This window comes from Streptomyces sp. D2-8 (assembly GCF_023184515.1).
Lineage (GTDB): Bacteria > Actinomycetota > Actinomycetes > Streptomycetales > Streptomycetaceae > Streptomyces.
On record NZ_JAAHBP010000005.1, the window covers coordinates 23,787 to 47,215 of the forward strand.

Sequence of the window (23,429 nt, forward strand, 5' to 3'; positions counted from 1 at the left end):
ACTCACGGACGATCAGACCGGACGTGGGGGCCGTCCGGCAAACGCAACCGCTACGACCGTCGAGAACCCGCCACAGACCACAGCCCCCCGAGAGACCGTGCCACCGAGCCCCGTCACCGAAGAACCCGCGCCGCCGGTCGCTGCCACCGACGAACCCGCGCCACCGGCCACCGTCGCCGAAGAACCCGCGCCACCAGCCACTGCCACCGACGAACCCACGCCACCGGCCACCGTCGCCGAAGAACCTGTGTCCTCGGCCGCCGTGAGCGAGGAACCCGTGCCACCGGCAGCCGTCACCGAACGCCCCGCCCCCCATTCCCACACCGCCGTCACCAGAGAACTCGCCCATCGAACCACCGAGACGGACGTCTTCCCCGCCCGGTGGACCCGAATCTCCGACACCCGGTTCCGGTTCCTCGCGCACTGGCCGGCCGACCACCCCTTCTTCGGCCCCGTGGACGACCGCCACCAGGACCCGATGATCGTGGGCGAAACGTTGCGGCAGGCCTCGATGGTGCTGGCGCACGCCGAGTTCGGCGCCCCGGCCGACACGCACTTCGTCATGTGGGACCTGACGGTCCGCGTCGACCCGTCCGCGCTGCTGCTGGCGGACGCCGCCGAGCCGGTCGAGTTCGACGTCGTGTGCTCCGAGGTCCGCCGTCGCGGCCGCGGGCTGCACAGCATGCGGACCACGATGGAGTTCCGCCGCGCGGGACGGTTCGTCGCCAGCGGTACCGGCAGCACCGGCTGCACCTCGCCGCGCGCCTACCGCCGCCTGCGGGCGGGCAGGCTGAACGCCCTGGACACGCCGGTTCCGCTGCTGGCGGGAACAGCGCCCGAGGCCGTGGGACGGGCCCGCGCCGAGGACGTCGTCCTCGCCCCGGCCGACCGCCCCGGCGTCTGGAACCTGCGCGTCGACACCGGCCACCCGGTCCTCTTCCCGCGGCCCAACGACCACGTCCCCGGCATGGTCCTGTTCGAGGCGGCCCGGCAGGCCGCGACCGCCGCGTCCGGCTTGCACCCCTTCCTGCCGGTCACGATGACGGCCGGCTTCGCCCGGTACGCCGAGCTGCACAGCCCCTGCCGGATCGAGACCGAGGTCGTCGAAGAGCGCTCCGGGGAGGTGACCGTACGGGTGTCCGGGCGGCAGGACGGCGCGTCCGTCTTCACCGCCGGCCTGACCGCCGCCCGGTCGGCGCGGGTACGGTCCCTGTCGTGACGGTCAAGATTCTGATCACGGGCGCGAGCGGCTTCGTCGGCAGCCGGGTAGCCGCCACGGCGCAACGGCAACCGGACGTCCACGTGCGCCTGTTGTCCCGGCACGCACCGCACGGCCCCGAGTACGTCCACGGCGACCTCTGCGCCCCGCCCTCCCTGCGCGGCGTCTGCGCCGACACCGACGTCCTGGTGCACTGCGCCACGCGGGTCGGCGGCGACGCCGAGACCGTCCGGGCGGTCAACGACCACGGCACCCGGGCCCTGGTCGAGGAGGCCGTGCGCGCCGGAGTGCGCCGGATCGTGTACGTCAGTACGGCCGCCGTCCACGGCCGGGGCCCCTTCCGCGGCGTACGCCCCGGGGAGGTGCCGATCGCGCCCGCGTCGTCCACCAGCCGCACCCGGGCCGCCGCCGAACGGTACGTCCTCGACGCGGGCGGCCTGGTGCTGCGCCCGCACCTCGTGTACGGCGAGGGCGACCGCTGGGTGATCCCCGGGCTGGTGTGGCTGATGAAGGAGCTGTCGGCCACCCTGACCGGCTGCGAGGCGCTCCAGTCGATGATCAACGTCGACACCCTGGGCCGTGCGGTGGTGGCCGCCGCGCTCTCCCCGGCGCCCGGCGGCGGTGTGCACCACGTCAACCACCCCGAGCCGGTCGCGGTTCCGGACCTGCTGGCGGCCGTGTGCCGGGAGTTGGAGGAGCCCGGCGGCGGTGCGGCCGTGGACGTCGCCACCGCCCTCGGCCGGGCCGCCGGGTCACCGCTCGCCCTTCATCACCTCGGCATGCTCACGGTCGACCACTGGTTCGTGGACGACGCGTTCTGGAAGGACTTCGACTGCTCGCCCGGCGAGGGGTTCGCGGCCGCGTTCACCGGCGCGGCGCCCTGGTACCGCGCGTTCCTCCAGGGCCTGAGAGTTTCCTGATCGCCTCCGCCTCCTGCGGGCGCGGGCCCGGGTCCCGGCCGTGCAGCAGGACCGGCAGTTCCTCGTGGCCGGTGGAGATGATGGACCGCAGCCGCTTCGGCGGACGCGCCGGGTCGGCCAGGGCCAGCCGCGGGAAGCGCGCGAACAGCGACGTCAGGGCCACGGTCGCCTCGGCCATGGCCAGGGGCCGGCCCAGGCAGTGGTGCACGCCGTGTCCGAAGGACACGTGGTCGCGGCTGGTGGCACGTGTGACGTCGAACCGTTCGGCGTCCGGCCCGTGCCGCTCGGGGTCGCGCCCGGCCCCGGCGAAGGAGACCACCAGCGGGTCGCCCTTGGGGATGGTCAGGCCCGGCTCGATCTCGATGTCCTCGACGGCGTAGCGCAGGCCCGACATGGCGCCCGGCGCCTCGAAGCGCAGCGACTCCTCCAGGGCGTCCTCCCAGGTCACCCGCCCGGAGCGGACGAGGTCGAGCTGGGCGGGGTGGGCGAGCAGGCTGTGCACGGTGTTGTCGATGAGGTTGACGGTCGTCTCGAAACCGGCGGTGAGCAGCAGGATCAGGTTGTCCATCAACTCCTGTTCGCCGATGCTGCCTTCGTCGCGTGCGGCGATGAGTGCCGTCGTCAGGTCGTCGGCCGGGTGCTCGCGCTTGTGCTGGAGGAACGCGGTCAGCGTGCCGTAGAGGTCGACGGCGTTGGCCTGGGCGTCCTCCAGGGAGATCGCCGTGTCGAAGAAGCGGTTGATGATGCGGTAGAGGGACGCGCGCGGGCCGTCCTCGCCGGGCGGTACGCCGAAGAGCTCGCACACCACCTCGTGCGGGACCGGCGCCGCGAACGCCGCCCGCAGGTCGACCACTTCGCCCTCCGGGATCCGCTCCAGGGCGTCCAGCGCCCGGTCGACGATCTCCTGGACGCGCGGCAGCAGCGCGTCGACGCGGCGTTTGGTGAAGGCGGCGGCCATCGGCCTGCGCAGCCGGCTGTGGTCGGAGCCGTAAGCGGTGACCATGTTGCGTACCGAGACCCAGATGGCGAGCGGCCAGGTGCGGGAGATGTCCCCGTTGATCCAGGCGGGCCAGTGCTGGTAGGCGTCCTTGCTCGTCTCGGGGCCGGACAGGAGCCGCTTGTTCAGCTCCAGGCCGGTGATCCACCACGCCCGGACACCGCCGGGGAGTTCGACCTCCACGGCCGGGCCCTGGGCGCGGATCCGGGCTATCTCGCCGTAGAGGTCCTGACCGGACGGGTCGATCGACAGGAAGGGGCAGGCCTGCTGTGCCATGACTCATCGCTCCTTGGTCCAGGGGCTGGGAGACCATCGTGCGATCCGCGGGCCGAGAAAACTTGGCATCCGGTTTGTTTTGGCCATGGCTTCACGCACTGTCGGCCAGGGGCGGAGTGAACTACCGCAGGGCGAGCCCCACCCGGCCCGCCTCCGCCGGGACGTCCGGGGCGACCGGTCCGCTCCCCGTCGGCTCACTCCCCGCCGGTCCGCTCCCCGCCGGATCCAGCGCCCCGGCGACACACGGCGCCGCCAGGCACGGCAGCAGCAGCTGCCACAGGTCGGTCAGCGACGGCCGGGCGAGCCAGCCGTGGTCCTCCCGGGCCAGCACCTCGACGCCGGTCGTGGCGGCGAGGACGACGGCGCTGGTGCGCTGCGGCGTCACACCGGCGGCGAGTTCGCCCCTGCGCTCCGCCTCGTCCAGCAGTCCCTGCACGCACTCCCGCCATTCCCGGCGCAGGTCCCGCACCCGCCCGGCGAGTCCCTCGGCGTTCAGCCGCAGCCCCGCCCGCACCACGACCTCGGCGCACAGCAGCCGGGCGACGTGGTGCGTGACGTCCACGAGGCGTTGCAGGGCGCAGCCGTCGCCGTCGCGGCCGCGGACCGCGGCCTCGCGCAGGGCACCGGCGGCCGTGTGCTCGACGGCCTCGGCGACGGCGGCCTTGTTGGCGAAGTGGAAGTGCAGCGCGCCGGAGCTGACGCCGGCTCCGGCGCTGATCTCCGCCAGGCTGGCCCGGACGTACCCGCGGGCCTCGAACTGTTCGGCCGCCGACCGGATCAGCGCGAGACGGGTCCGGACGGCCCGGTCCTGTTTGGTCACCCGTGGCTCCCCTGCAGGGCTCTGATGGCGACGCAATGAAACCAACTCGCTGGTTTTTATACAACGCGTCGACGAGCCACGGGCCTTGGGGAGACCCCCTAGGCCCGCAGATACGCGAGCACGGCCAGCACCCGGCGGTGGGTCGCGTCCGCCGGCGGCAGGTCCAGCTTGGTGAGGATGCCGGAGACGTGTTTGCCCACGGCCGCCTCGGAGACGACCAGTTCGCGGGCGATCGCGCTGTTGGACCTGCCCTCGGCGATCAGCGCCAGCACCTCCCGCTCGCGCGGGGTGAGCCGCTCCAGCGGGTCGCGGCGGCGGCGCAGCAACTGCCGTACGACCTCGGGGTCGACGACCGTGCCGCCGTCCGCCACCTCGCCGAGTGCCTCGACGAACTCCTCGACCTGGCCGACGCGGTCCTTGAGCAGATAGCCGACGCCCGTGCCGTCGCCGGAGTCCAGCAGGTCGGCGGCGTACCGGCGCTGCACGTACTGGCTGAGGACCAGGACGGGCAGCGTGGGCCGCTCCCCGCGCAGCCGCACGGCCGCGTGCAGGCCCTCGTCCTGGAAGCCGGGCGGCATCCGCACGTCCGTCACGACCACGTCCGGGTCGTGCTCCCCGACGGCCGCGACCAGTGCCTCGGCGTCCCCCACGGCCGCGACGACCTCGTGCCCGCAGCGCGCGAGCAGTCCGACGAGCCCGTCCCGCAGCAGCACGCTGTCCTCCGCCAGGACGACCCGCAGCGGCCGCTCAACTCGCAGGGTCACAAGGGATCTCCACACGCAGCAGGGTCGGTCCGCCGGGCGGACTGGACAGGGAGAGTCTGCCATCGAGCACCGACACCCGGTCGGCGAGCCCGGTCAGCCCGCTGCCCTGCCCGGCCCGTGCGCCACCGCGTCCGTCGTCGCGTATCCGCAGGATCAGCCGCCCGTCCCGGTGCCCGCCGCTGACCTGCGCCCTGCCGGCTCCGCTGTGCCTGCCCACGTTGGCGAGCGCCTCGCACACCACGAAGTACGCGGCGGCCTCGACCGCCGGGGGGAGCCGCCCGGGCAGCTCCAGGTCGACGTCCACGGGCACGGCCGAACGGTCGGATGCGTCGGCGACGGCGGCTTCGAGACCGTAGTCGGCGAGGACCTTGGGGTGGATGCCGTGGATGAGCTCGCGCAGTTCCGCGAGGGCCGTGCCCGCCTCCTGGTGTGCCTTGGTGAGCTGGTCGGCGAGCGGGCCGGGCGGGGCGTCGAGGCGGGCCAGTCCCAGCGTCATCGTCAGGGCGACGAGCCGCTGCTGCGCCCCGTCGTGCAGATCGCGCTCGATACGCCGCCGCTCCGCCTCGAAGGCGTCCACCAACCGCACCCGGGACCGGGCCAGTTCGACCACCCGGGCCCCGAGATCGGCCTCCCGCGGCGCGACCAGCAGCCGGGTCAGCCCGGCCCGGGCCCCGGCCACGACGCCCAGCAGCCAGGCGCCCAGGGCGAGGAGGACCAGCCCGAGGAGGGCGAATCCGAAGGCAGCCGGCCAGGTGGTGACGAGCCACACCTTGAGCACCTTCGCCTCGCCGGAGACGGCCAGGAAGGCCGGGGTGGCGACCACGGTCAACGGGCACAGCAGGCCGACGGCGAGCGCGAGGGCGTCGACCGGCCACAGCAGCCCCGCGAACAGCAGGGCATGGCCCAGCTCCCGCCAGGTGGCCCGCTCCCGCAGCCGGGTCGTCAGCCAGGCCCGCAGCCCCGGCTCCCCCGGCGGCTTGTGCGGGTCGGACGCGGGCTCCGTGTCGACCATCCGCAGCCGGAACCTCTCGAGGGCCGCCACCGGAATGCCCGCCAGGGCCGTCCCGAGCAGCAACGGCAGCCCCACCAGCGCGACCGCGAGCACCCCGCCGACCGCCCCCGAGAGCACGATCCCCACCAACACGACGGCACCGGTCACCGTGCCGGTGAGCAGGTATCCGGCCGACCGCCACGGCCACGCCGACAGCAGGTAGCCGGGGCGGGACATGGCCTGCCACACGTTCCGAGGGCGCATGGGGATCACCGTAGAAGCCGGCCGGGGCCCCGGCCATGGGCGCAGGCGGAGGTCCGGGGGTATGCCTGGCCCTACCCCAGGTCTAGGCCCCGCCGCACTGCGCGGGCCCGCCCCCGACCGGTTTCGTGGAAGCGACACCGACACCAGGGGGAACCCATGACACACGACGCCGTCCGGCTGGACTCGGTCACCAGGGCGTACGGGCCCGTGACCGCACTCGACGGAGCCTCACTCGCCTTTCCGGCCGGGACCTTCACCGCCGTGATGGGCCCCTCCGGCTCCGGCAAGTCGACCCTGCTCCAGTGCGCGGCCGGCCTGGACCGGCCCACCTCCGGGTCGGTCACCGTGGGCGGCACCGAGCTGACCGGGCTGAGCGAGCGGCGGCTGACCCTGCTGCGCCGCGAGCGCGTCGGGTTCGTCTTCCAGGCGTTCAACCTGCTGCCCTCGCTGACCGCCGAGCAGAACGTGGCCCTGCCCCTGCGCCTGGCAGGACGCCGCGTCCCCAAGGGCCCGGGTACGTCAGGCGCTCCAGCAGGTCGGCCTGGCCGAACGGGCCCGGCACAGACCGTCCCAGCTCTCCGGCGGCCAGCAGCAACGCGTCGCCCTGGCCCGTGCGTTGATCACCCGGCCCGACGTGCTGTTCGGCGACGAGCCGACCGGCGCCCTGGACACCCGGACCGGCCGCGAGGTGCTGGAGCTGCTGCGCGGCATGGCCGACCGCGAGGGCCAGACGGTCGTCATGGTCACGCACGACCCGGTGGCCGCCGCGTACGCCGACCGCGTGGTCTTCCTCGTCGACGGGCGCGTCCACGGGGAGTTGACCGGCCCGGACCCCGAGGCCGTCGCCGCGCGCATGACCCGTCTGGAGGCCGTGCCGTGCTGAGCGTCGCCCTGCGCACCCTGCGCACCCGCTGGGTCACCTTCACCGGCAGCTTCGTCGCGCTCTCGCTGGGCGTGGCCCTGCTCACGGTGATGGGCCTGGCCCTGGCCTCGTCGGCCGCCGCCCCGGAGCGCGGCTCCGAACGCTTCGCCGCCGCCCCGGTCGTCGTCAAGGGCCAGGACACCCTGCGCGTACCGACCCCGAACGGCGACCGCACGGCCCCGCTCGCCCACCCGCGCCCGCTGTCCGCCGCGACGGTCGCGGAGGTACGGAAGCTGGGCCCCGTCGTGGCGGACCGCTCCTTCGCGGTACGCGCCGCGGGCGCCCCCGCCGATCTGGTCGGCCACCCGTGGTCCACCGCCGCGTTCGCCCCCTACGACCTCGCCACGGGCCGCGCGCCCCGCACGGCCGACGAGGTCGCCGTCACCGGCGACTGGGCACGCCCCGGCCGGCAGCTCCGCACCGACCGGGGCCCCGTACGCGTCGTCGGCACCCTGACCTCCCGCGGCTTCGAGAACGCCGTGTTCCTCACCGATGCCCGCGCCGCCGAACTGGCGCCTGAGATACACCAGTTGACGGTCACGGCGGATCCGGCAGCCGTGCGGAAGGCCGTGGGCGACAGCGCCCAGGTCCTCACCGGGAACGCGCGCCGCCTCGCCGACGCCGATCCCGACCGGGACAGCGAGGCGCTCACCGCGATGAACGCCCTGTTCGGCACCGCCGGCGGCGTCACCGCCTTCGTGTCGGTCTTCGTCGTGGCGTCCACCTTCGCCTTCGCGGTCGCCCAGCGGCGGCGGGGCTTCGCCCTGCTGCGCACCGCCGGAGCGACTCCCGGCCAGATCCGCCGGGCCGTCCTCGTCGAGGCCCTCGTCGTCGGCACCCTCGCCTCGGCCGCCGGCTGCGCCCTCGGCTCCTACGGGGCACCGCTGCTGGCGGCCCGGGTGGTCGAAGGGGGCCTCGCCCCGGCCTGGTTCACCATCGGCGAGCACACCTGGCCCTGCCACGCGGCCTTCTGGACCGGCCTGCTCGTCTCCCTGTGCGGAGCGGCCGCGGCCTCCTGGCGGGCCGGCCGCACCGCCCCCACCGAGGCCCTGCGCGAGGCGGCCGCGGACAGCAGGACACTGACGCCAGGCCGCCTGCTGTGCGGTACGGCCCTCCTGCTCACCGCCGCCGCGACCCTGGCCCTCTCGCTCACCGGAGACCCGTCCGACCTGCTCCACCGCAAGACGTACATCAGCCGCCCCATGCTGCTGATCACCGCGGCCGCCCTGCTCGCGCCCCTCGTGCTGCGGCCGCTGACCCGCCTGCTGACCTGCCTCCCCTCGGCCGTGGGCATGCTGGTCCGCGAGAACACGGCCACCGGAGTACGCCGAACCGCCGCACTCGTGGCCCCCGTCCTCGTCACGGTCGCCCTCGCCGGTTCACTGCTCGGCGCCACCGCGACCCTGAACCACGCGAAGACCACCGAGACGAGCGACCGCACCACGGCCGCCTTCGTCGTCACCCCGGCCGCCGCGGAGGGCTTCGACGCCGCCACCCTGCGCCGGCTGCGCGCGGTACCGGGCACGCGGATCTCACCGACGTCCTCGACGGCCGTGCACGTCCTGGAGGACGGCGTGGCCCTGATCCGCTCCGAGGCCCGCGCCGCGGCCCCCGGCGGCCTGGCGGCCACCACACGCCTGCCGCTCGCCACGGGCGGGCTGAGCGACCTCGACGACGGCTCGATCATCGTCAACGAGGAGTGGCAACGGCACCGGGTCGGCGAACGGGTCCGGGTGTGGCTCGGCGACGGGACACCGCGCACCCTGCGCGTCGCCGCGGTGATGACCACCGGTACCGGCGGCAACGGCGTCTACGTCACCCCGCGCAACGCCCCGGGCGCCACGGTCGACCGCGTCGACGTGGCACTCGCGGACGGCACGGCCCCGGACACCGTGGCCACCGCCCTGCACGAGGCGATCGGTACGGATGGCGGCCGGGTCCTCACCCGGGACGCCTGGATCCGGGCCACCCACCCGGAAACCAACCGCACCACTCGCCTCGGCCTCTTCCTGGTCCTGGGCATCGCCCTGCTCTACACGGGCATCTCCGTGGTCAACACCACGGTCATGGCGGCCTCCGACCGGGCCCGCGACCTGGCGGTGCTGCGGCTGGCCGGAGCCACCCGGTGGCAGGTGCTGCGGCTGACCGCCGCCGAGGCCCTGACGGCCGTCACGGCCGGCGCGCTCCTCGGCCTGCTGGTCACCGGCGTCAACCTGGCCGGCATGTGGAGCGCCCTCGCCCTGCTGTCGGTCCGGCCCACCGTCGGTCTCCCGTGGCAGGCCCTCGGCGCGACGGCGACCGCCTGTGCGCTCCTGGCCGTCCTCTCCGCGACGCTCCCCGCCGCCGTCGCCCTGCGCCGCCGCCCGGTGGAACTGGCAGGCGTACGGGAATGACGTCCCGAAGGCCGGTCGATCTCATCATGAGACCAACCGGGGGAAGCCCCCTAAAGTGGTGCCATGAGACGGACCTCGTTCGGCGGCTGGCCCTGCTCGATCGCCCGCACGGCCGACATCCTGGGCGACGCCTGGACCCTGCTGGTGCTGCGCGAGGTCTTCTACGGCGAATCCCGCTTCGACGGCTTCATCGGCACGCTCGGCATCGCCCGCAACACCCTCACCGACCGGCTGCGGCGCCTGGAGGCCGAGGGCCTGCTGCGGCGGCGCGCCTACCAGAGCGACCCGGTCCGCCACGAGTACCTGCCGACGGACAAGGGCCGCGACTTCTTCGGCGTCCTGGCCGCGCTCAACGCCTGGGGCGACCGCTGGCTGGCCGACGACGCGGGCGCCCCGGTGGTCCTGCACCACACGCCCTGCGGCCACGACACCGAGGCCCGGGTCGTCTGCTCGGCCTGCGGCGAGCCCCTGCACCAGCGGGACATGACCGCCCGCACCGGCCCGGGCTACCCGGCCCGCCTCCTCGACGACCCGGTCGTGCGGGAACGCTTCGCCCCGGGGCGGTCCCTGGGGGAGGCCCGGGCCGGCGAGGGCTGAGCGTTCCTCACCGGCTCGGCACCGAACCCGTCGTTCCCCGGCACCCGTTCGTTTCCCGGCACCCGTTCATTCCCGAGATCCGGTCACTCCCGAGAACCGGTCACTCCCCTTCCGGCTCCTTGACGCGGTCGGCGTCGCAGTAGTCCTGGTGCCAGTAGGGGTAGGGCAGCGGCGGGGCGCTGACCTCGTCGAGGGCGGCGCGCTCCTCGGGGGTGAGCGACCAGGTCGTCGCGGCCAGGTTGTCGGCGAGCTGGCGTTCGTTGCGCGCCCCGATCACGACCGAGGTGACGCCGCGGCCCTCCAGCGCCCAGCGCAGTGCCACCTGCGCCGGGCTCACCTGCCGCTCCCCGGCGATCTTGCGAAGGACGTCGATGGTGTCGAACGTGCGCTCCGGATCGACCGGTTCGAACCAGCCCACCGCCCGCCGCGTGCCCGGCGGCGGCGTCGCGCCCCGCTCCTGGTGGCCGCTGAGCAGACCGCCGGCCAGCGGGCTCCAGACCATCACGCCCACGCCCTCGCCCTCGGCCATGGGCAGCAGCTCCCACTCGACCTCGCGGGCGGCCAGGCTGTACTGGATCTGGTGTGAGACGAACCGTTCCAGACCCAGCCGCTCGCTGGTGGCCAGGGCCCGGGTGAGCTGCCAGGACGTCAGGTTGGAGGCGCCCACGTAACGGACCTTGCCGGCCCGCACGAGGTCGTCCAGGGCCCGCAGGGTCTCCTCCCACGGTGTCTGGCCGTCCCAGCCGTGCGTCTGGTACAGGTCGATGTAGTCGGTGCCGAGGCGGCGCAGACTGGCCTCGACCGAGCGCACGATGTGGTGCCGGGACAGTCCGCGGTCGTTCGGTCCGCTGCTGCCGTCCGGCATCTGCCAGCGCACCTTCGTCGCGATGATCACGTCGTCGCGCCGGTTGCCGAGGGCCCCGCAGAGGACCTCCTCCGACTGCCCGGCGGAGTACATGTCGGCGGTGTCGAAGAAGTTGACGCCCGCGTCCATGCTCGCCCCGACGAGCCGCCGGGCCTCGATGGTGGTGAGCTGGCCCATGTGCTGGAAGCCGTGGCGTCCGCCGAACGTCATGGTGCCGAGGCAGATCTCGGAGACCCGCAGGCCGGTGCGGCCCAGATAGCGCATACGCATGGGGATGCCGTTCCTCTCGGTCTCACCGGGCCTCGGCCGCGACCTGTTCGTCGAGGACCGGGGCGGGGCTCGGGGCGGTCTGCCGGGGCCGCAGGAAGGCGATGGCGACCAGGCCCGCGACGAGCAGCGCGCCGGCGGCGGTCAGCAGTCCGCTGCGCACACCGTCCAGGACCGCGGCGGCGCCGCTGCCGCCGGAGGCGTCGATACCGGCCGCGGCGACCGTGGCCAGGACCGGGGTGCCGACGGTGACACCGAGCTGCTGGCCCGTGTAGGCCAGGCCCGTGGCCAGGCCCTGCTCGTGGTCGGGCAGCCCCGAGGTGGCGGTGATCATGTAGCCGACGACCGCCAGCAGGTGGCCGAAGCCGCCCGTCGCGGTGGCCACGAGCAGCAGGGGCATGCTGCCGTCACCGGTGTCGAGGAAGAAGAGCACGGCCGTGCTGGCCGCCTGGAGCAGCAGGCCGTGGACAAGCGCCCGGTGGACGCCGATGGCGCCGATGATGCGGGCCGCGAAGGCACCGCCGAGGACGGCCGCGACGCCCAGCGAGGCGAAGGTGAATCCGGCGTTCAGCGGCGTCATCCCGCGCACCTGCTGCATGTACAGCGTGAGCAGGAAGACCATGCCGGTCATCATCGCGAAGGTGACCAGGCCGGTGGCGTTGCCCCAGCTGACGGTGCGGCGGCGCAGCACGTTCAGGTCCACGAGCGGAGCGGCGACCCGGGACTCGACGGCGAAGAAGGCGATCAGCAGCACCACACCGGCCGCGAGCGCGAGCAGGGTCGTGCCGGCGCCCCAGCCGTTGCGCTCGGCCGAGGTGATGCCGTAGATGATCGACAACAGACCGCCGGTGACGGTGATCGCGCCGAGGAGGTCCAGCCTCGGCGTCTCCTCGTTGCGGCTCTCCTTGATCAGGATCGGGGCGGCGATCGAGGCGACGAGGCCGACCGGGACGCTGATGAACAGCGTGACGCGCCAGCTGGTCAGGTCGGTGATGACACCGCCGAGCACCACGCCGGACAGGAAGCCGAGCGAGAGCAGGGCGCCGTTGATGCCGAGCGCGCGGTCGCGCTGCGGGCCCTCGGTGAAGCTGGTCGTCAGCAGGGACATCGCCGCCGGGGTCAGCATGGCGGCCGCGACACCCTGCGCCGCACGGGCCGCGAGCAGGAAGCCGGGCGAGGGCGCGAGGCCGCCGGCCAGCGAGGCGACGGTGAACAGGACCATGCCGGCGATGAACCAGTTGCGGCGGCCGTACAGGTCGGCCGCCCGGCCGAAGAACAGCAGCAGGCCGCCGGACGGCAGGGCGAACGCGGTGACGACCCACTGGAGGTCGCTCAGCGCGAAGCCGAGGTCCTTGCCGAGGACGGGCAGCGCGACGCTGAGGATGGAGAAGTCCAGCGCGAGCATGAACTGCGCGCCGCACAACAGGGCGATGACGAGCCACTGGCGCGTGGTGAAACGCGCCTTGGCCGCGGAGGTGCCGGGATCGGAAGTCATGGGACGAGGCTGGCCATGTCCAACCCGCCGCGGGGAGCCCGAACTTATCCTGGGTTTATGACCACCAGCCTCAACGCAGTACGGGAGTCCCGTCGACGCGAGGAGCTCAAGCAGTTCCTGCGCACCCGCCGGGAGCGGGTCAGGCCCGAGGACGTGGGCATTCCGCCCGGCGCGCGCAGGCGCACCCCGGGACTGCGCCGGGAGGAGGTCGCGATGCTCGCCGGCATCGGCGCCTCCTGGTACACCTGGCTCGAACAGGGCCGGGACATCAAGGTGTCGGAGCAGGTCCTGGACGCCATCAGCAGGACCCTGCGCCTGGACGCGGTGGAGCGGGACCACCTCTACCAGCTGGTGGGCATGAACCCGCCGCAGCGCACGGCGGACGAGACCCCCGGCACCGCGCAGTTGACGGCCCTGCTGGAGGGCTGGATGCCGAGTCCGGCGTACGTCATCGACCGGTGCTGGAACATCGTGGGGACCAACCGGGCGGCGGAGCTGGTCTTCGGGTTCCGCGAGGGCGACACCAACTGCCTGGTGGCCTTCTTCACCAACCCGGCGTTCCGGGCGCGCCACCGCTACTGGGACGAGATCGCTCCCGGTCTGGTGTCCGAGTTCCGCCGGGACGCCGCCCGTTACCCCGACGACCCGGAGTTCACCCGGATCTCGGACCTGCTGACCGAGGAGAGCGCGGAGTTCGCCCAGCTTTGGTCGCGGTACGAGATCACGGCGGCCAACCAGGGTGTGAAGGCGATCGACCATCCTCGGGCGGGGTGCCTGATCTTCGAGCACTCGGTGCTGGAGATCCCCGACCGCCCGGGCGTCCGGCTGATGCTGCACACCGCCCAGGCCGGAACGGACACCCGCGAGCGGGTCATGGAGCTGCTGGGCCGGGACGCCCGCAAGGGCAGGATCTCGCTGGTGGAGGCCGGCTGAGCCAGGCGCGCACGAGAACCACTGGAGAATCACAAAAGGCCTGTTCAGGAACTCAAGACAGGGCTCGATCCAGTGACAATGCTCTGATACACATGCTGCGGTCAGGTACCCGTGAGCGGAGGAGTACGTACCGTGGTCAGCAAGAGCAAGGTCGCAAGTGCCGGTGCCGTCGCCGCGGTGATGCTCGGCGCCGGATTCGTCGTCCAGCCCGTCGCCCGGGCCGAGGTGCCTCCGGTGAGCGCGGTCGTCCTGAGCCAGGGCGTCACATCGGCGCCGTTCAAGATCAAGGCGAACGGCGACCGCAAGGTGCTCTACCGCAAGGCGGTGGTGCAGCCGGGCGCGTCGACGGGCTGGCACTACCACGTGGGCGAGGAGATCGCCGTCATCAACTCCGGCACCTTCACCCGGATCGACGGCTCGGACTGCTCGGTGCGCGAGTACGGCCCCGGTGAGTCGCTCGTGGAGCCCGTGGGTCCGGACACCGTGCACATGGGCATCAACAACGGCACCGAGCCGGTGGAGCTGTACGTCGTCGACATCATCCCCAAGAACGCCACCGCACCGACCACGGCCGCCCCGGACCCGGGCTGCGACACGACCGGCACGCACGCGGGCCGCGGAGGCAAGTGATGCGGCTTCCCCGGCCGTTGGGCATCTCGGGCCCCACGCTCTGGCTGCCCGCCGGGCGGCAGAGTGCCCAGGAGGCCGTCGGCCTGGAGCTGCTCGACCCGGAGACCGCCGACGAACTGGGCTGTGACGAGCTGCCGGTGGCCGACCCGGCCCCGCCCGAGATGGCGGTCGAGGCGGGCCGCCGGGCACTCGGGGCGGCCGGTGTCGACGCCGGTGCCGTGGGCCTCGTCCTGCACGCCTGGATCCACTACCAGGGCCACGACCTGTGGTCCCCGGCGCACTTCATCGCCGACCGGCTGGGTGCGGCGGGCGCCGTTCCCGTCGGCGTCCAGCAGGTGTGCAACGGCGGTGCCGCGGCCGTGGAGCTGGCCGCGGCCCGGCTGTTCGTCGAACCCGGCCTCGGCAGCGCCCTGGTCACCACCGCCGACGCCTTCCTCGAGCCGGGCTTCGACCGCTGGAGGGGCGACTACGGCATCGCGTACGGCGACGGGGCCACGGCCCTGGTCCTGCACCACCTGCCGGGCACCGAGGGCGGCAGGCCGGCCGACCTGGTGCTGCACTCCCTGGCCACGGTGGCCGCGCCACGGCTGGAGCGGATGCACCGCGGGGACGACCCCTTCAGCCCGGCCGCCCGCTCGCTCGGCCCCCGGGTCGACATCCGCCGCACCAAGAAGGCGTATCTGCGCAGCGCGGGCATGGAGACCTTCACCGAGGCCAGCGGCGCGGCACTGCGGTCGGCGGTGGAGTCGTGCCTGGCGGACGCGGGCCTGGCGGCCACGGGCGATGTTCCGCTGCGGTACGTGGTGGCACCGCGCCTCGGCCGCAAGACCGTCGACCTGGCCTACGCGCCGCTGCTGACGAAGCTCACCGGGGCGGAGCTGCTGCGCCCCGGAGCCGGCACCGGGCATCTCGGGGCCGGGGACACCGCGGCGAACCTGGCCGAGCTGCGCACCGGGCGGATGCTGGGCCCCGGCGAGTACGCCCTCGTGGTGAGCGCCGGCGCGGGCTTCACCTGGTCGTGCCTGCTGGTGAGCGGCACCTGACCCCGGGCACCGACGCCCGGGTGGAGACGGGTGCCGGACGTGCGGGGGTCCGCGGGGCGATCCGCCCCGCGGACCCGGGTGGCGTCGGCCGGCTCAGCCGGTGGGCTGCATGGCGGACCGGGACACGCGCTGCACCACGCTCCGCACCGACATCCGGTCCTGCTGCCGTCCGGAGCACTGGGGCTCGGCGGCCCTGGGCCGCGACCGGTCCAGGGACGGCTCGCCGCGCAGGATGTCCTGTTCCATCTGGACCAGGAACGGCGAGGGCTCGAGGCCCAGTTCCTCCACCAGGCGGGCGCGCAGCCGCCGCATGACGGCGAGCGACTCCGCCCGCCGGCCGCAGCGGTACAGCGCGAGCATCAGATGCCGGTGGAAGTTCTCGTGCAGCGGGTGCCGGGCGGTGAGTTCCTTGAGTTCCGGCACCAGCGTGTGGTGCGCGCCGCGCTGGAGATCGGCGTAGATCCGGTGCTCCTGTGTGCACAGCAGCGATTCGTCCAGGTGGACGATCCGGGCGCCGAGCAGTTCACCCGCCTCCACGTTGACGAGTGCCGGGCCGCGCCACAGCGCCACTGCCTGATGGAGCAGGTCGGACCCCTGCACGAATTCACCGCGCTGCACGGCCACGCTGCCGGCTTCCGCCAGCATCTCGTATTCCGTGATATCGAGTGCGACCCTGGAAGTGGACAGCACATAACTGCTGCCCTCGGTTATCAGAATTTCTTCTGCGACTTCGGTGGCGCTTTTCCTGAGTGCTTCCGCGATGGTCCGCCGTACCTGGCCGATATACGTCTGGATCGTTGCCGTAGCGGTGCGCGGCGGGTTGCTTCCCCACAACTCCTGCACAAGTGCATTGACCGATACCGCCCGATCCGCGTTGACAGCGAGTAAAGCGAGAAGCCGTCGCGGTTTGGGTGCCAAAACGATCGGTTCCGACTCGTCGTCGAAGACCGTCATCGGGCCGAGGACATGAATCTGCACCATTCCCCCTTATTGGTACATCAACCTCGTGTGACGCAGCAACCATAGCAGGGTTTTGGCCAGAAATCGCGAATTAAGATGCACTGGGAACAAATGTTTACGCGCTGGTGCAGCGCTTGTTACGTGCCTCACATCTTGAAAAGCGAGAAACCGCGGTGCTGCACCTGTGGCGCAATCACCGCGGTTTCCGGCCGTGCAATGCTCAACTTTATGGCGCATACCCTCCAGGGGTATCAGTCCAGAGAACCCAGCAGAGCGATCGCCCGCTCCAGATACTCCTCGAAGTGGGCCAACTCCTCGGGCGTGAATTCGCCGCTCAGCGAGCCCTCGACGCGCAACGCCGCCTTGTCGGCCTTCTTGGCGATGGCACGGCCGGCCCGGGTCGCCCGGTTGACCACGACCTTCTGATGGAGTTCCGAAGGTTCGCGGAACACCAAATCGGCCTTTTCCAGGTTGGTCAGCACCGTGGCCATCGTCTGCGGCGTCACCATGCACTCCCGTGCCAACTGGGCCGCGGACATGCCGTCGGAGACCGACAGCAGCAGCAGGACCGAGTACTGGGGCACCGTCAGGCCGAACTCCCGCAGCACTTCCGTCTTGCGTGCGATGAGGGCCTGCTCCGCCCTCTTGATCGTGTGCCCGAGTCGGCCAGCGGCGACCGTCTCCGTCGTCGTGTTCGCCATGTCAATAGTCTTGCATACGACAGAGGACGAAGCATTAGTCGTGTATTGCCTCCGCCGGGGCGGCCGCCGGTCCTTCCCCCGGGCGGTTGCGGTCACCGGTTCTTCCGACGCCGGACGGCCGGGATCGCGCAGGTCAGGCGGGCGGTGCAGGTGCGCCGGTGCTGCTCGTCGCTGATGACGATCTCGTACGTGGCGGTGTGCGTACCCAGGTGCAGCGGCCGGCAGTGGCCGGTGACCCGACCGGAGCGGGCCGCAGCGTGGTGGGTGCAGGACAGTTCCTGGCCGACGATGATCCGGTCGGCGCCCGCGTGCACCCAGGCGGCGAGCGACCCGAGCGTCTCGGCGAGGACCGCGTTGGCCCCGCCGTGCAGCAGGCCGATGGGCTGGCGGTTGCCCTCCACCGGCATGGTGCCGACCACGAGGTCGGGCCCGCAGACGGTGATCTCGATGCCGAGGCGCTCCACCAGCTGCTGGTCGACGAAGGGCGGCAGGACCTCGACGGGGCCCAGGGCGGTCTGTGTCATGGTCTGCCCCTCAGTGCGCGGAGGCGGGTTCGGGCGACGCCGTGGCCGGGTCGCCGGGGGCCTCGGCGGGCGCGTCGGCGGACGGCTTCCCTCCCTTGAGCAGGCTGCCGACGACGACCACGCTGACCGCACACGCCGCCGCGACGATCCACATGGTGGTGTGCAGACCACTGGCGTACGCGTCGGCCATGGCCGTCACGGCCCGGTCCCGCGCCTCGCCGGCCGGCAGCGACTCGGCGGCCTCGGGCAGACCGCCCTGCAGCGTGCGGGAGGTCAGCGCCTCGGCGCCGCCCGGGTACGCGGACACCGCACCGCTGTCGAGGGCGCTCTTGGTGAGGGCCGTGACGAGCGTGCCCAGTCCGGCCATGGAGACGGCGTCGGAGGCGAGCCGCACCGTGTTGAACATGCCCGCGGCCATGCCCATCCGCTCCGGCTCGACGGCCGAGACCGCCGCGCCGTCCAGGATGCCCAGGGAGATGCCGTACCCGATGCCCAGGAAGAGCAGCGGGCCGGCCAGCGCGGCCGTGGAGGCGCCGGGGTCGACGAGGGTCAGCCAGGCGGCTCCGGCGGCGGAGAAGCACAGCAGCACGACGAACAGGGTGCGCTGCGAGACCTTCTGCGCGATCACGCCCGTGACGGCGGGCATCACCAGGGACGGCCCCGTCAGGAGCAGCAGGACCAGGCCGATCCGGAAGGCGGACAGACCGCTCGTGGAGGTCAGGTACGGCGGCAGCACGATGACGAGGGCCACGAAGCTGAACGCCAGGACCAGCGGCACCAGGCAGACGGCCAGGAACTGCGGGCGGGCGAACAGGCCCAGGTCGAACATCGGGTGCTCGGTACGGCGCTCCACCACCACGAAGACGGCCATCAGGATCAGGCAGCCGACGGCCGAGCCGAGCACGATCGGGTCGGTCCAGCCCCGGCCCGGCCCCTCCACCAGCGCGAGGACGAACAGACCGACACCGAAGCCGAAGGTGAAGGTGCCGGTCCAGTCGAAGCGGGGGCCGCGGTGGGGTGCCGGGCGCGGCAGCAGCGGAGTGCTCAGCAGGACGAGCGCGGAGACTGCGGCCAGGACGAGGAAGACCGAACGCCAGCCCCACAGGTTGACCAGCACGCCGCCGAACATCGGCCCGAAGGCCAGGCCCGCGCCCAGGAACGTGCCGAAGAGGCCGAACGCCTTCGCGCGGGCGGCGCCGTCGAAGGACTGCGCCAGGATCGCGGTGATGGAGGCGAGCGCCGCGCCGCTGCCGAAGCCGGCGATCGCGCGCGAGACGTCGAGCAGCAGGATGCTGTTCGCCAGGCCGGAGACGGTCATCCAGAAGGCGAAGAAGGCCATGCCCCAGGTGAACATCCTGCGGTGGCCGACGCGGTCGGCGAGCGAGCCCATGGCCGCGAGGCTGCTGGACGCGGTCAGCATGTAGCCGTCGACCACCCACTGGGCGGCGGCGAGTGAGCTGTGCAGATCGGCGCCGATGTCGGGGACGGCCACGGACGGGCCGGTCACCACCAGGGTCATGAGCGGGCCGACGACGCACGCCGCGGCGAGCGTGGCCCGCGGGTTGCCGGTGGACACGGAGGATCACCTCTGTCTGTTCGTAGTCAGCTGACTATTCGTGGTCAGCCATGTGTAAGAACCCTGGCATAGATTAGGGGGCTGAACACAGCAGCTGTCAATGTCGTATGGCAGGGTTCTGTGTAAAGATGGAGGCCTGTCAATCGACGGACAGGTACGGCACACGGGCGAGTGGGAAAGGCGGTGCGCACGGCGATGCGCAGGATCCAACTGGGCGGCTCACAGCGGACCTTCGCGGCCGTCGGCCTCGGCTGCATGGGCATGTCGTGGGGCTACGACGAGCTGGGCCGGGACGAGAGCGAGTCGATCGGAGTCATACGGCATGCCGTCGACATCGGCGCCGACCTGATCGACACGGCCGACCAGTACGGCCCGTTCACCAACGAGGAACTGGTCGGCAAGGCGCTGCGGGGCTACCGCGACAAGGTGCTGCTCGCCACCAAGGGCGGGCTCGTCGTGGACGACCCCGCGACCTACCGCAGCCACCGCGACGGCCGGCCCGAGTACTTGCGTGCCGCCGTCGACGCGAGCCTGCGGCGGCTCGGCGTGGATCACGTGGACCTCTACCAGCTGCACCGCATCGACCCCGACGTGCCGGTCGAGGAGAGCTGGGGTGCGCTCGCGGAGCTGGTGAAGGAGGGCAAGCTCGGCGCGCTCGGCCTGTCCGAGGCGTCGGTGGAGGAGATCGGCCGGGCGCACGCCGTCCACCCGGTCGCCTCGGTGCAGAGCGAACTGTCCCTGTGGAGCCGGAACGCCCTGACCGACGGCGTGGTGGAGTACTGCGGGCGCGAGGGCATCGCGTTCATCGCGTTCGCCCCCCTCGGCCGGGGTTTCCTGTCCGGGCTGATCAGCAGCCCGAAGGACCTGCCGCAGGTGGACGGGCGGCACCGGATCCCGCGCTTCCAGCCCGAGGCCATCCAGGCCAACCAGGCCATCGTCGACCGGGTGCGGGCCGTGGCCGACGCACTGGGAGCGACCGTGGCGCAGGTGGCGATCGCGTGGGTGCTGGCCCAGGGCGACCACGTCGGCGTCATCCCCGGCACGAAGACCCGCCGCTACCTGGAGGACAACGTGGCAGCCGGCTCACTGACCCTGCCTCCTCAGGCCCTGACGGACCTGGCCGCCCTGCCGGAGGCGGTCGGCGCCCGCTGAGCACGCCACCACGGACACGACACCGCCCCGCGCCCCTCATGGGGTGCGGGGCGGTGTCGTCGTGGGGGTTCACACCGGGTGGCGCCTCGTGCCGGGGACGAGGGTCGCCGGGATGACCGGCCAGCCGTGTTCCGCCGCGTGCGCCGTCATCCTCGGGTTCGCTCCGACCACGGTCGGACGGCCCACCATGCGCAGCATGGTCAGATCCCCGGGGTCGTCCCCGTACGCGTAGCAGTCCGCGGGATCCGCGCCGAACTTCTCCAGCGCCTGCCGGACCGCGTCCGCCTTCGCCGGGCCGAACATGGCGTGCCGGATCCCCCCGGTCATGCGCCGGTCCTCGTCCAGCTCCGGCTCGGTGCACAGGACCAGGTCGACCCCGAGGTCGTCGGTGATCGGGTGCAGGGTGGCGGGCCACGAGCCGGAGACGACCACCGTGTGGTGGCCCGCCTCCTGGTGGCGCCGCAGCCGGGCGACGGTCGGCTCGATGAACGGCGCGCCGCCCTCGCGCAGTTCGGCGTACCACCCGCGGGCCTCCGCGACGACGTCGTCCCAGGGGATGCCGGTGTGCAGTTCGTAGAACTTGGACACCACCTCGACCGGGGTGACGCCCATCGACGCCAGCCGCCGCAGCGGCTCCACGAGCCGTTCGTACTCGGCGCCCGTGATGTCGCCCTGCCGCCGCAACCGGTGGCGCAGCAGCGAGAACGGGGTCTTCATCGCGATGAGGGTCTCGTCGGCGTCGAAGAACGCCACCACGGGACGGGAGTGTTCGATGGTCAGCGGGGGCAGGACGGTGGTCATGGCCGGCTCCTGAGGTGGGCCGCTCGGGTGAGCAGGTGGGTGGTCTCCTGGGGTCGCCGGGGGTCGAGCCGGGCCAGCAGATGGCCGTCCGGACGCACGACCGCCACGGCCGGCCCCGGGCCCAGAGCGGCGGCGAGCCCCTTCGGGACCGCACGGGTCAGGTCGAGCACGGGCGTGCCCTCGGGCAGCGCCCGCCGCAGCCGGTCACGGGTGTGCTGCCAGTCCGGCGGCGGCGTCCGCCTGCCCGGCCACAGGAGCACGGTGTGCCGGTCCCGGTCGACCGCGGGCCACCCGCCGCTGCCGGGGCGCGAGGGGGCGTCGCCCGGCCCGTCCGCGCCCGAGACCATCACCGGCAGGCGGGGATGGCGATCACCGTCGTAGCTGACGGCCGTCTGGCCGAGCTGCGGAGCGATCTTGCGCTGGAACAGGCCCGTCCGGTCGGCCGCCATGAACGCCGCGTCCCGCAGAGCGACCTTCGCCGGCGTGCTGACCAGTCCCGCCTTGGTCAGCAGCTCGGTCGAGCGCGCCACGTCGTGGGAGACGGCCCGGCGTTCGGTGTCGTAGGAGTCCAGGATCGGCTCCCCGAACTCCCCGCGGATGACTCCCGACAGCTTCCACGCCAGGTTGAACGCGTCCTGCATGCCCGTGTTCATGCCCTGCCCGCCTGCCGGGCTGATCACGTGGGCGGCGTCGCCCACCAGGAAGCAGCGCTCGCCGCGGAAGGCGGAGGCGATCCTGACCCGCACCCGGAAGGAACCGCTCCACAGCAGTTCCTCGATCCGGCTGCGGCCTGCCGCACGGTCGTCGACGACCTGCTGGAACATCTCCATCGGCGGGGGATTGCCCTCGTCGTACGCGTCGTGCGGCACGTTCAGGGCGATGCGGTGCACGCCGTCGCCCATCGGGCCGAGCACCATGGCACCGCTCGGCGCGTAGCAGTAGTGCGACAGGTCCTCGGAGAGGGTGGTGCTCAGCCGGGCGTCGGTGATGGCGAACGACACGTCGACCGGCGGGCCGTCGTAGGCGATGCCCAGTTCCTTGCGCACGGTGCTGTGCGCGCCGTCCGCGCCGACCAGCCAGCCGGGCTCCAGCTCCTCGATACGCCCGCCCTCGTGCTCCAGCTTGACGGCCGGTCCGCCCGGGGTGTTGTCCAGGGCCGTGAGCCGTACGCCCTCCTCCAGGGTGCCGCCCAGTTCGGCGAACCGGCGGCGCAGGACCCGCTCGGTGTCGGCCTGCGAGAGGGTGAGCGCGAACGGGTAGGGCGAGTCGGGCAGTCTGCTCATCCAGGCCGTCGCCAGGCGGCGGCCGCGCGAGTAGAACGCCGTGCCCGCCAGCCGGTGGCCGATGTCCAGCAGGTCGCCGGTGACCCCGATCCGGTCGAGCAGTTCGAGGTTGCGCGGCCAGACGACGTTCGCCCGAGAGTGCGCGGAGTGCCCGCGCCCGGCGTCCACGAGGCGTACCGGGATGTCCCGCCGGCGCAGCTCGCAGGCGACGACCAGACCCACCGGTCCGGCTCCGACGACCAGCACGGGCGCCGCGGGCCGGCGCTCGGTCAGGCCGCCCACATCAGACCCCCGTTGACCTCGACCACACTGCCGTTGACGTACGAGCTGTCCTGCGAGGCGAGGAACACGGCGGTGGCGCCGACCTCCTGGGGACGGCCGAGCCGCCCGGACAGCAGCCGGCCCCGGTAGCTCTCCCAGGCGCGCTCGTTGGCGGCCAGCTCCTTGCCCATGCCCTCGTCGATGTAGCCGGGCGACAGGCAGTTGACGGTGATGCCCTTGGGTGCCAGCTCGGCCGCCGAGGTGCGGGTGAACATCTCCACCGCGGCCTTGCTCGCGCTGTAGGCGGACGCCCCGATCGCGGCCCGGCCGGCCACGCAGGACGACACGTTGATGATGCGGCCGCCGACGCCGGTCGCCTCGCGCCGGGCGGTCATCGGGCCGATCACCGCGCGCGTGCAGAGGAAGACACCGGTCAGGTTGGTGGCCAGCGTGGTGTTCCAGTCGGCCACCGACAGCCGGGAGATCCTGCCGTCCCGGTTGACTCCGGCGTTGTTGACCAGGACGTCGACGCCCCCGTACGTCTCGGCGGCGGTGGTCATCAACCCGTCCACCGAGGCCTCGTCGGTGACGTCCGTGTGGTGGTAGAGCAGCCGGTCACCGTACTCGTCGGCCAGCTCCTTGATGTCGTACGGGTTGCGTGCGGCGACCACCACCGAGGCGCCCTCGGCGAGGTAGGCCTCGGCGATCGCCCGGCCCAGGCCGCGCGTGCCCCCGGTGATGACGGCCGTCTGTCCGTCGAGCCTCATGGCTCCTC

At 72.8% G+C, this 23,429-nt stretch carries 21 protein-coding genes and 1 pseudogene; 9 read left to right on the top strand and 13 right to left on the bottom strand.

Annotated elements, in window-relative coordinates:
• Positions 1–262 precede the first annotated feature (262 nt).
• Together G3I77_RS11965 and G3I77_RS11970 are read left to right on the top strand one after the other, a co-directional pair.
• Positions 263–1,219: a ScbA/BarX family gamma-butyrolactone biosynthesis protein gene (locus tag G3I77_RS11965; protein ID WP_248502992.1), complete on the top strand. Its 957-nt coding sequence runs from the start codon at positions 263–265 to the stop codon at positions 1,217–1,219.
• The gene (locus G3I77_RS11970; protein ID WP_248502993.1) at positions 1,216–2,139 is read left to right on the top strand and encodes an NAD-dependent epimerase/dehydratase family protein; all 924 of its coding nucleotides are present in this window, start codon (positions 1,216–1,218) and stop codon (positions 2,137–2,139) included. Before G3I77_RS11965 ends, G3I77_RS11970 begins: the two co-directional genes overlap by 4 nt.
• Here G3I77_RS11970 and G3I77_RS11975 read toward each other — a convergent pair.
• The 4 genes from G3I77_RS11975 to G3I77_RS11990 form a co-directional block, all read right to left on the bottom strand.
• Positions 2,084–3,412 (bottom strand): cytochrome P450, encoded by a 1,329-nt coding sequence (locus G3I77_RS11975; protein ID WP_248502994.1) that lies wholly within the window; start codon positions 3,410–3,412, stop codon positions 2,084–2,086. The genes G3I77_RS11970 and G3I77_RS11975 overlap by 56 nt on opposite strands.
• A gap of 121 nt (positions 3,413–3,533) precedes the next feature.
• Positions 3,534–4,232: a ScbR family autoregulator-binding transcription factor gene (locus tag G3I77_RS11980; protein ID WP_248502995.1), complete on the bottom strand. Its 699-nt coding sequence runs from the start codon at positions 4,230–4,232 to the stop codon at positions 3,534–3,536.
• Positions 4,233–4,330: 98 nt separating this feature from the next.
• Positions 4,331–4,990, bottom strand: a complete 660-nt coding sequence (locus tag G3I77_RS11985; RefSeq protein ID WP_248503447.1) for a response regulator transcription factor — start codon at positions 4,988–4,990, stop codon at positions 4,331–4,333.
• The gene (locus tag G3I77_RS11990; RefSeq protein WP_248503449.1) at positions 4,980–6,224 is read right to left on the bottom strand and encodes a sensor histidine kinase; all 1,245 of its coding nucleotides are present in this window, start codon (positions 6,222–6,224) and stop codon (positions 4,980–4,982) included. The genes G3I77_RS11985 and G3I77_RS11990 overlap by 11 nt, the downstream gene beginning before the upstream one ends.
• Before the next feature lie 183 nt (positions 6,225–6,407).
• Between G3I77_RS11990 and G3I77_RS11995 the strand changes: the two are divergent.
• From G3I77_RS11995 to G3I77_RS12005, 3 genes and pseudogenes are all read left to right on the top strand, one after another.
• Positions 6,408–7,134: pseudogene (locus G3I77_RS11995) on the top strand (ABC transporter ATP-binding protein).
• Positions 7,128–9,566: an ABC transporter permease gene (locus G3I77_RS12000; protein ID WP_248502996.1), complete on the top strand. Its 2,439-nt coding sequence runs from the start codon at positions 7,128–7,130 to the stop codon at positions 9,564–9,566. The pseudogene G3I77_RS11995 and the gene G3I77_RS12000 overlap by 7 nt, the downstream one beginning before the upstream one ends.
• Positions 9,567–9,629: 63 nt before the next feature.
• Complete coding sequence (locus G3I77_RS12005; RefSeq protein ID WP_248502998.1) at positions 9,630–10,163, top strand: helix-turn-helix domain-containing protein; 534 nt, start codon at positions 9,630–9,632, stop codon at positions 10,161–10,163.
• 100 nt (positions 10,164–10,263) lie between these two features.
• Here G3I77_RS12005 and G3I77_RS12010 read toward each other — a convergent pair whose 3' ends face one another.
• Together G3I77_RS12010 and G3I77_RS12015 are read right to left on the bottom strand one after the other, a co-directional pair.
• Positions 10,264–11,298 carry an aldo/keto reductase gene (locus tag G3I77_RS12010; RefSeq protein ID WP_248503000.1) on the bottom strand — a complete coding sequence of 345 codons (1,035 nt, stop codon included), beginning with the start codon at positions 11,296–11,298 and terminating at the stop codon, positions 10,264–10,266.
• A gap of 22 nt (positions 11,299–11,320) precedes the next feature.
• Positions 11,321–12,790, bottom strand: coding sequence for an MFS transporter (locus tag G3I77_RS12015; protein ID WP_248503001.1), 1,470 nt, complete (start codon positions 12,788–12,790; stop codon positions 11,321–11,323).
• Positions 12,791–12,847: 57 nt separating this feature from the next.
• Between G3I77_RS12015 and G3I77_RS12020 the strand changes: the two genes are divergently transcribed.
• The 3 genes from G3I77_RS12020 (at position 12,848) to G3I77_RS12030 (ending at position 15,396) form a co-directional block, all read left to right on the top strand.
• A complete protein-coding gene (locus tag G3I77_RS12020; RefSeq protein ID WP_248503003.1) occupies positions 12,848–13,723 on the top strand; it encodes a helix-turn-helix transcriptional regulator in 876 nt (291 codons plus the stop codon).
• A gap of 132 nt (positions 13,724–13,855) precedes the next feature.
• Positions 13,856–14,353, top strand: a complete 498-nt coding sequence (locus tag G3I77_RS12025; RefSeq protein WP_248503005.1) for a cupin domain-containing protein — start codon at positions 13,856–13,858, stop codon at positions 14,351–14,353.
• A complete protein-coding gene (locus G3I77_RS12030) occupies positions 14,353–15,396 on the top strand; it encodes a 3-oxoacyl-ACP synthase (protein ID WP_248503007.1) in 1,044 nt (347 codons plus the stop codon). The genes G3I77_RS12025 and G3I77_RS12030 overlap by 1 nt, the downstream gene beginning before the upstream one ends.
• Before the next feature lie 93 nt (positions 15,397–15,489).
• On the opposite strand, the gene G3I77_RS12035 is transcribed toward G3I77_RS12030, so the two are convergent.
• From G3I77_RS12035 to G3I77_RS12050, 4 genes are all read right to left on the bottom strand, one after another.
• The gene (locus G3I77_RS12035; RefSeq protein WP_248503009.1) at positions 15,490–16,377 is read right to left on the bottom strand and encodes an AfsR/SARP family transcriptional regulator; all 888 of its coding nucleotides are present in this window, start codon (positions 16,375–16,377) and stop codon (positions 15,490–15,492) included.
• Positions 16,378–16,607: 230 nt separating this feature from the next.
• Positions 16,608–17,057, bottom strand: a complete 450-nt coding sequence (locus G3I77_RS12040) for a MarR family winged helix-turn-helix transcriptional regulator (RefSeq protein ID WP_248503010.1) — start codon at positions 17,055–17,057, stop codon at positions 16,608–16,610.
• A gap of 92 nt (positions 17,058–17,149) precedes the next feature.
• Complete coding sequence (locus G3I77_RS12045; RefSeq protein ID WP_248503012.1) at positions 17,150–17,581, bottom strand: hotdog fold thioesterase; 432 nt, start codon at positions 17,579–17,581, stop codon at positions 17,150–17,152.
• Between the two features lie 10 nt (positions 17,582–17,591).
• Positions 17,592–19,157: an MFS transporter gene (locus G3I77_RS12050; protein WP_248503014.1), complete on the bottom strand. Its 1,566-nt coding sequence runs from the start codon at positions 19,155–19,157 to the stop codon at positions 17,592–17,594.
• 195 nt (positions 19,158–19,352) lie between these two features.
• On the opposite strand from G3I77_RS12050, the gene G3I77_RS12055 reads away from it, so the two are divergent.
• On the top strand, positions 19,353–20,309 hold the full coding sequence (locus G3I77_RS12055; protein WP_248503015.1) for an aldo/keto reductase: 957 nt from the start codon (positions 19,353–19,355) through the stop codon (positions 20,307–20,309).
• Positions 20,310–20,378: 69 nt separating this feature from the next.
• Here the strand turns inward: G3I77_RS12055 and G3I77_RS12060 are convergent, their stop codons facing one another.
• From G3I77_RS12060 to G3I77_RS12070, 3 genes are read right to left on the bottom strand one after another with little or no spacing between them, the layout of a single operon-like run.
• Positions 20,379–21,110 (bottom strand): HAD family phosphatase, encoded by a 732-nt coding sequence (locus G3I77_RS12060; RefSeq protein ID WP_248503017.1) that lies wholly within the window; start codon positions 21,108–21,110, stop codon positions 20,379–20,381.
• Positions 21,107–22,675 (bottom strand): FAD-dependent monooxygenase, encoded by a 1,569-nt coding sequence (locus G3I77_RS12065; RefSeq protein WP_248503019.1) that lies wholly within the window; start codon positions 22,673–22,675, stop codon positions 21,107–21,109. Before G3I77_RS12065 ends, G3I77_RS12060 begins: the two co-directional genes overlap by 4 nt.
• Entirely contained in the window at positions 22,663–23,421 is a 759-nt protein-coding gene (locus G3I77_RS12070; protein WP_248503021.1) for an SDR family NAD(P)-dependent oxidoreductase, read from the bottom strand. Before G3I77_RS12070 ends, G3I77_RS12065 begins: the two co-directional genes overlap by 13 nt.
• Positions 23,422–23,429: the final 8 nt, after the last annotated feature.

Excerpts from the sequence above, each read along its gene's own strand:
- G3I77_RS11990 (WP_248503449.1), bottom strand. The coding sequence starts at position 6,224 with ATGTCCCGCCCCGGCTACCTGCTGTCGGCGTGGCCGTGGCGGTCGGCC.
- G3I77_RS12005 (WP_248502998.1), top strand. The coding sequence starts at position 9,630 with ATGAGACGGACCTCGTTCGGCGGCTGGCCCTGCTCGATCGCCCGCACG.
- G3I77_RS12010 (WP_248503000.1), bottom strand. The coding sequence starts at position 11,298 with ATGCGTATGCGCTATCTGGGCCGCACCGGCCTGCGGGTCTCCGAGATC.
- G3I77_RS12040 (WP_248503010.1), bottom strand. The coding sequence starts at position 17,057 with ATGGCGAACACGACGACGGAGACGGTCGCCGCTGGCCGACTCGGGCAC.
- G3I77_RS11975 (WP_248502994.1), bottom strand. The coding sequence starts at position 3,412 with ATGGCACAGCAGGCCTGCCCCTTCCTGTCGATCGACCCGTCCGGTCAG.
- G3I77_RS12035 (WP_248503009.1), bottom strand. The coding sequence starts at position 16,377 with ATGGTGCAGATTCATGTCCTCGGCCCGATGACGGTCTTCGACGACGAG.
- G3I77_RS12070 (WP_248503021.1), bottom strand. The coding sequence starts at position 23,421 with ATGAGGCTCGACGGACAGACGGCCGTCATCACCGGGGGCACGCGCGGC.
- G3I77_RS12060 (WP_248503017.1), bottom strand. The coding sequence starts at position 21,110 with ATGACCACCGTCCTGCCCCCGCTGACCATCGAACACTCCCGTCCCGTG.
- G3I77_RS12015 (WP_248503001.1), bottom strand. The coding sequence starts at position 12,790 with ATGACTTCCGATCCCGGCACCTCCGCGGCCAAGGCGCGTTTCACCACG.
- G3I77_RS12055 (WP_248503015.1), top strand. The coding sequence starts at position 19,353 with ATGCGCAGGATCCAACTGGGCGGCTCACAGCGGACCTTCGCGGCCGTC.
- G3I77_RS12020 (WP_248503003.1), top strand. The coding sequence starts at position 12,848 with ATGACCACCAGCCTCAACGCAGTACGGGAGTCCCGTCGACGCGAGGAG.
- G3I77_RS12045 (WP_248503012.1), bottom strand. The coding sequence starts at position 17,581 with ATGACACAGACCGCCCTGGGCCCCGTCGAGGTCCTGCCGCCCTTCGTC.
- G3I77_RS12030 (WP_248503007.1), top strand. The coding sequence starts at position 14,353 with ATGCGGCTTCCCCGGCCGTTGGGCATCTCGGGCCCCACGCTCTGGCTG.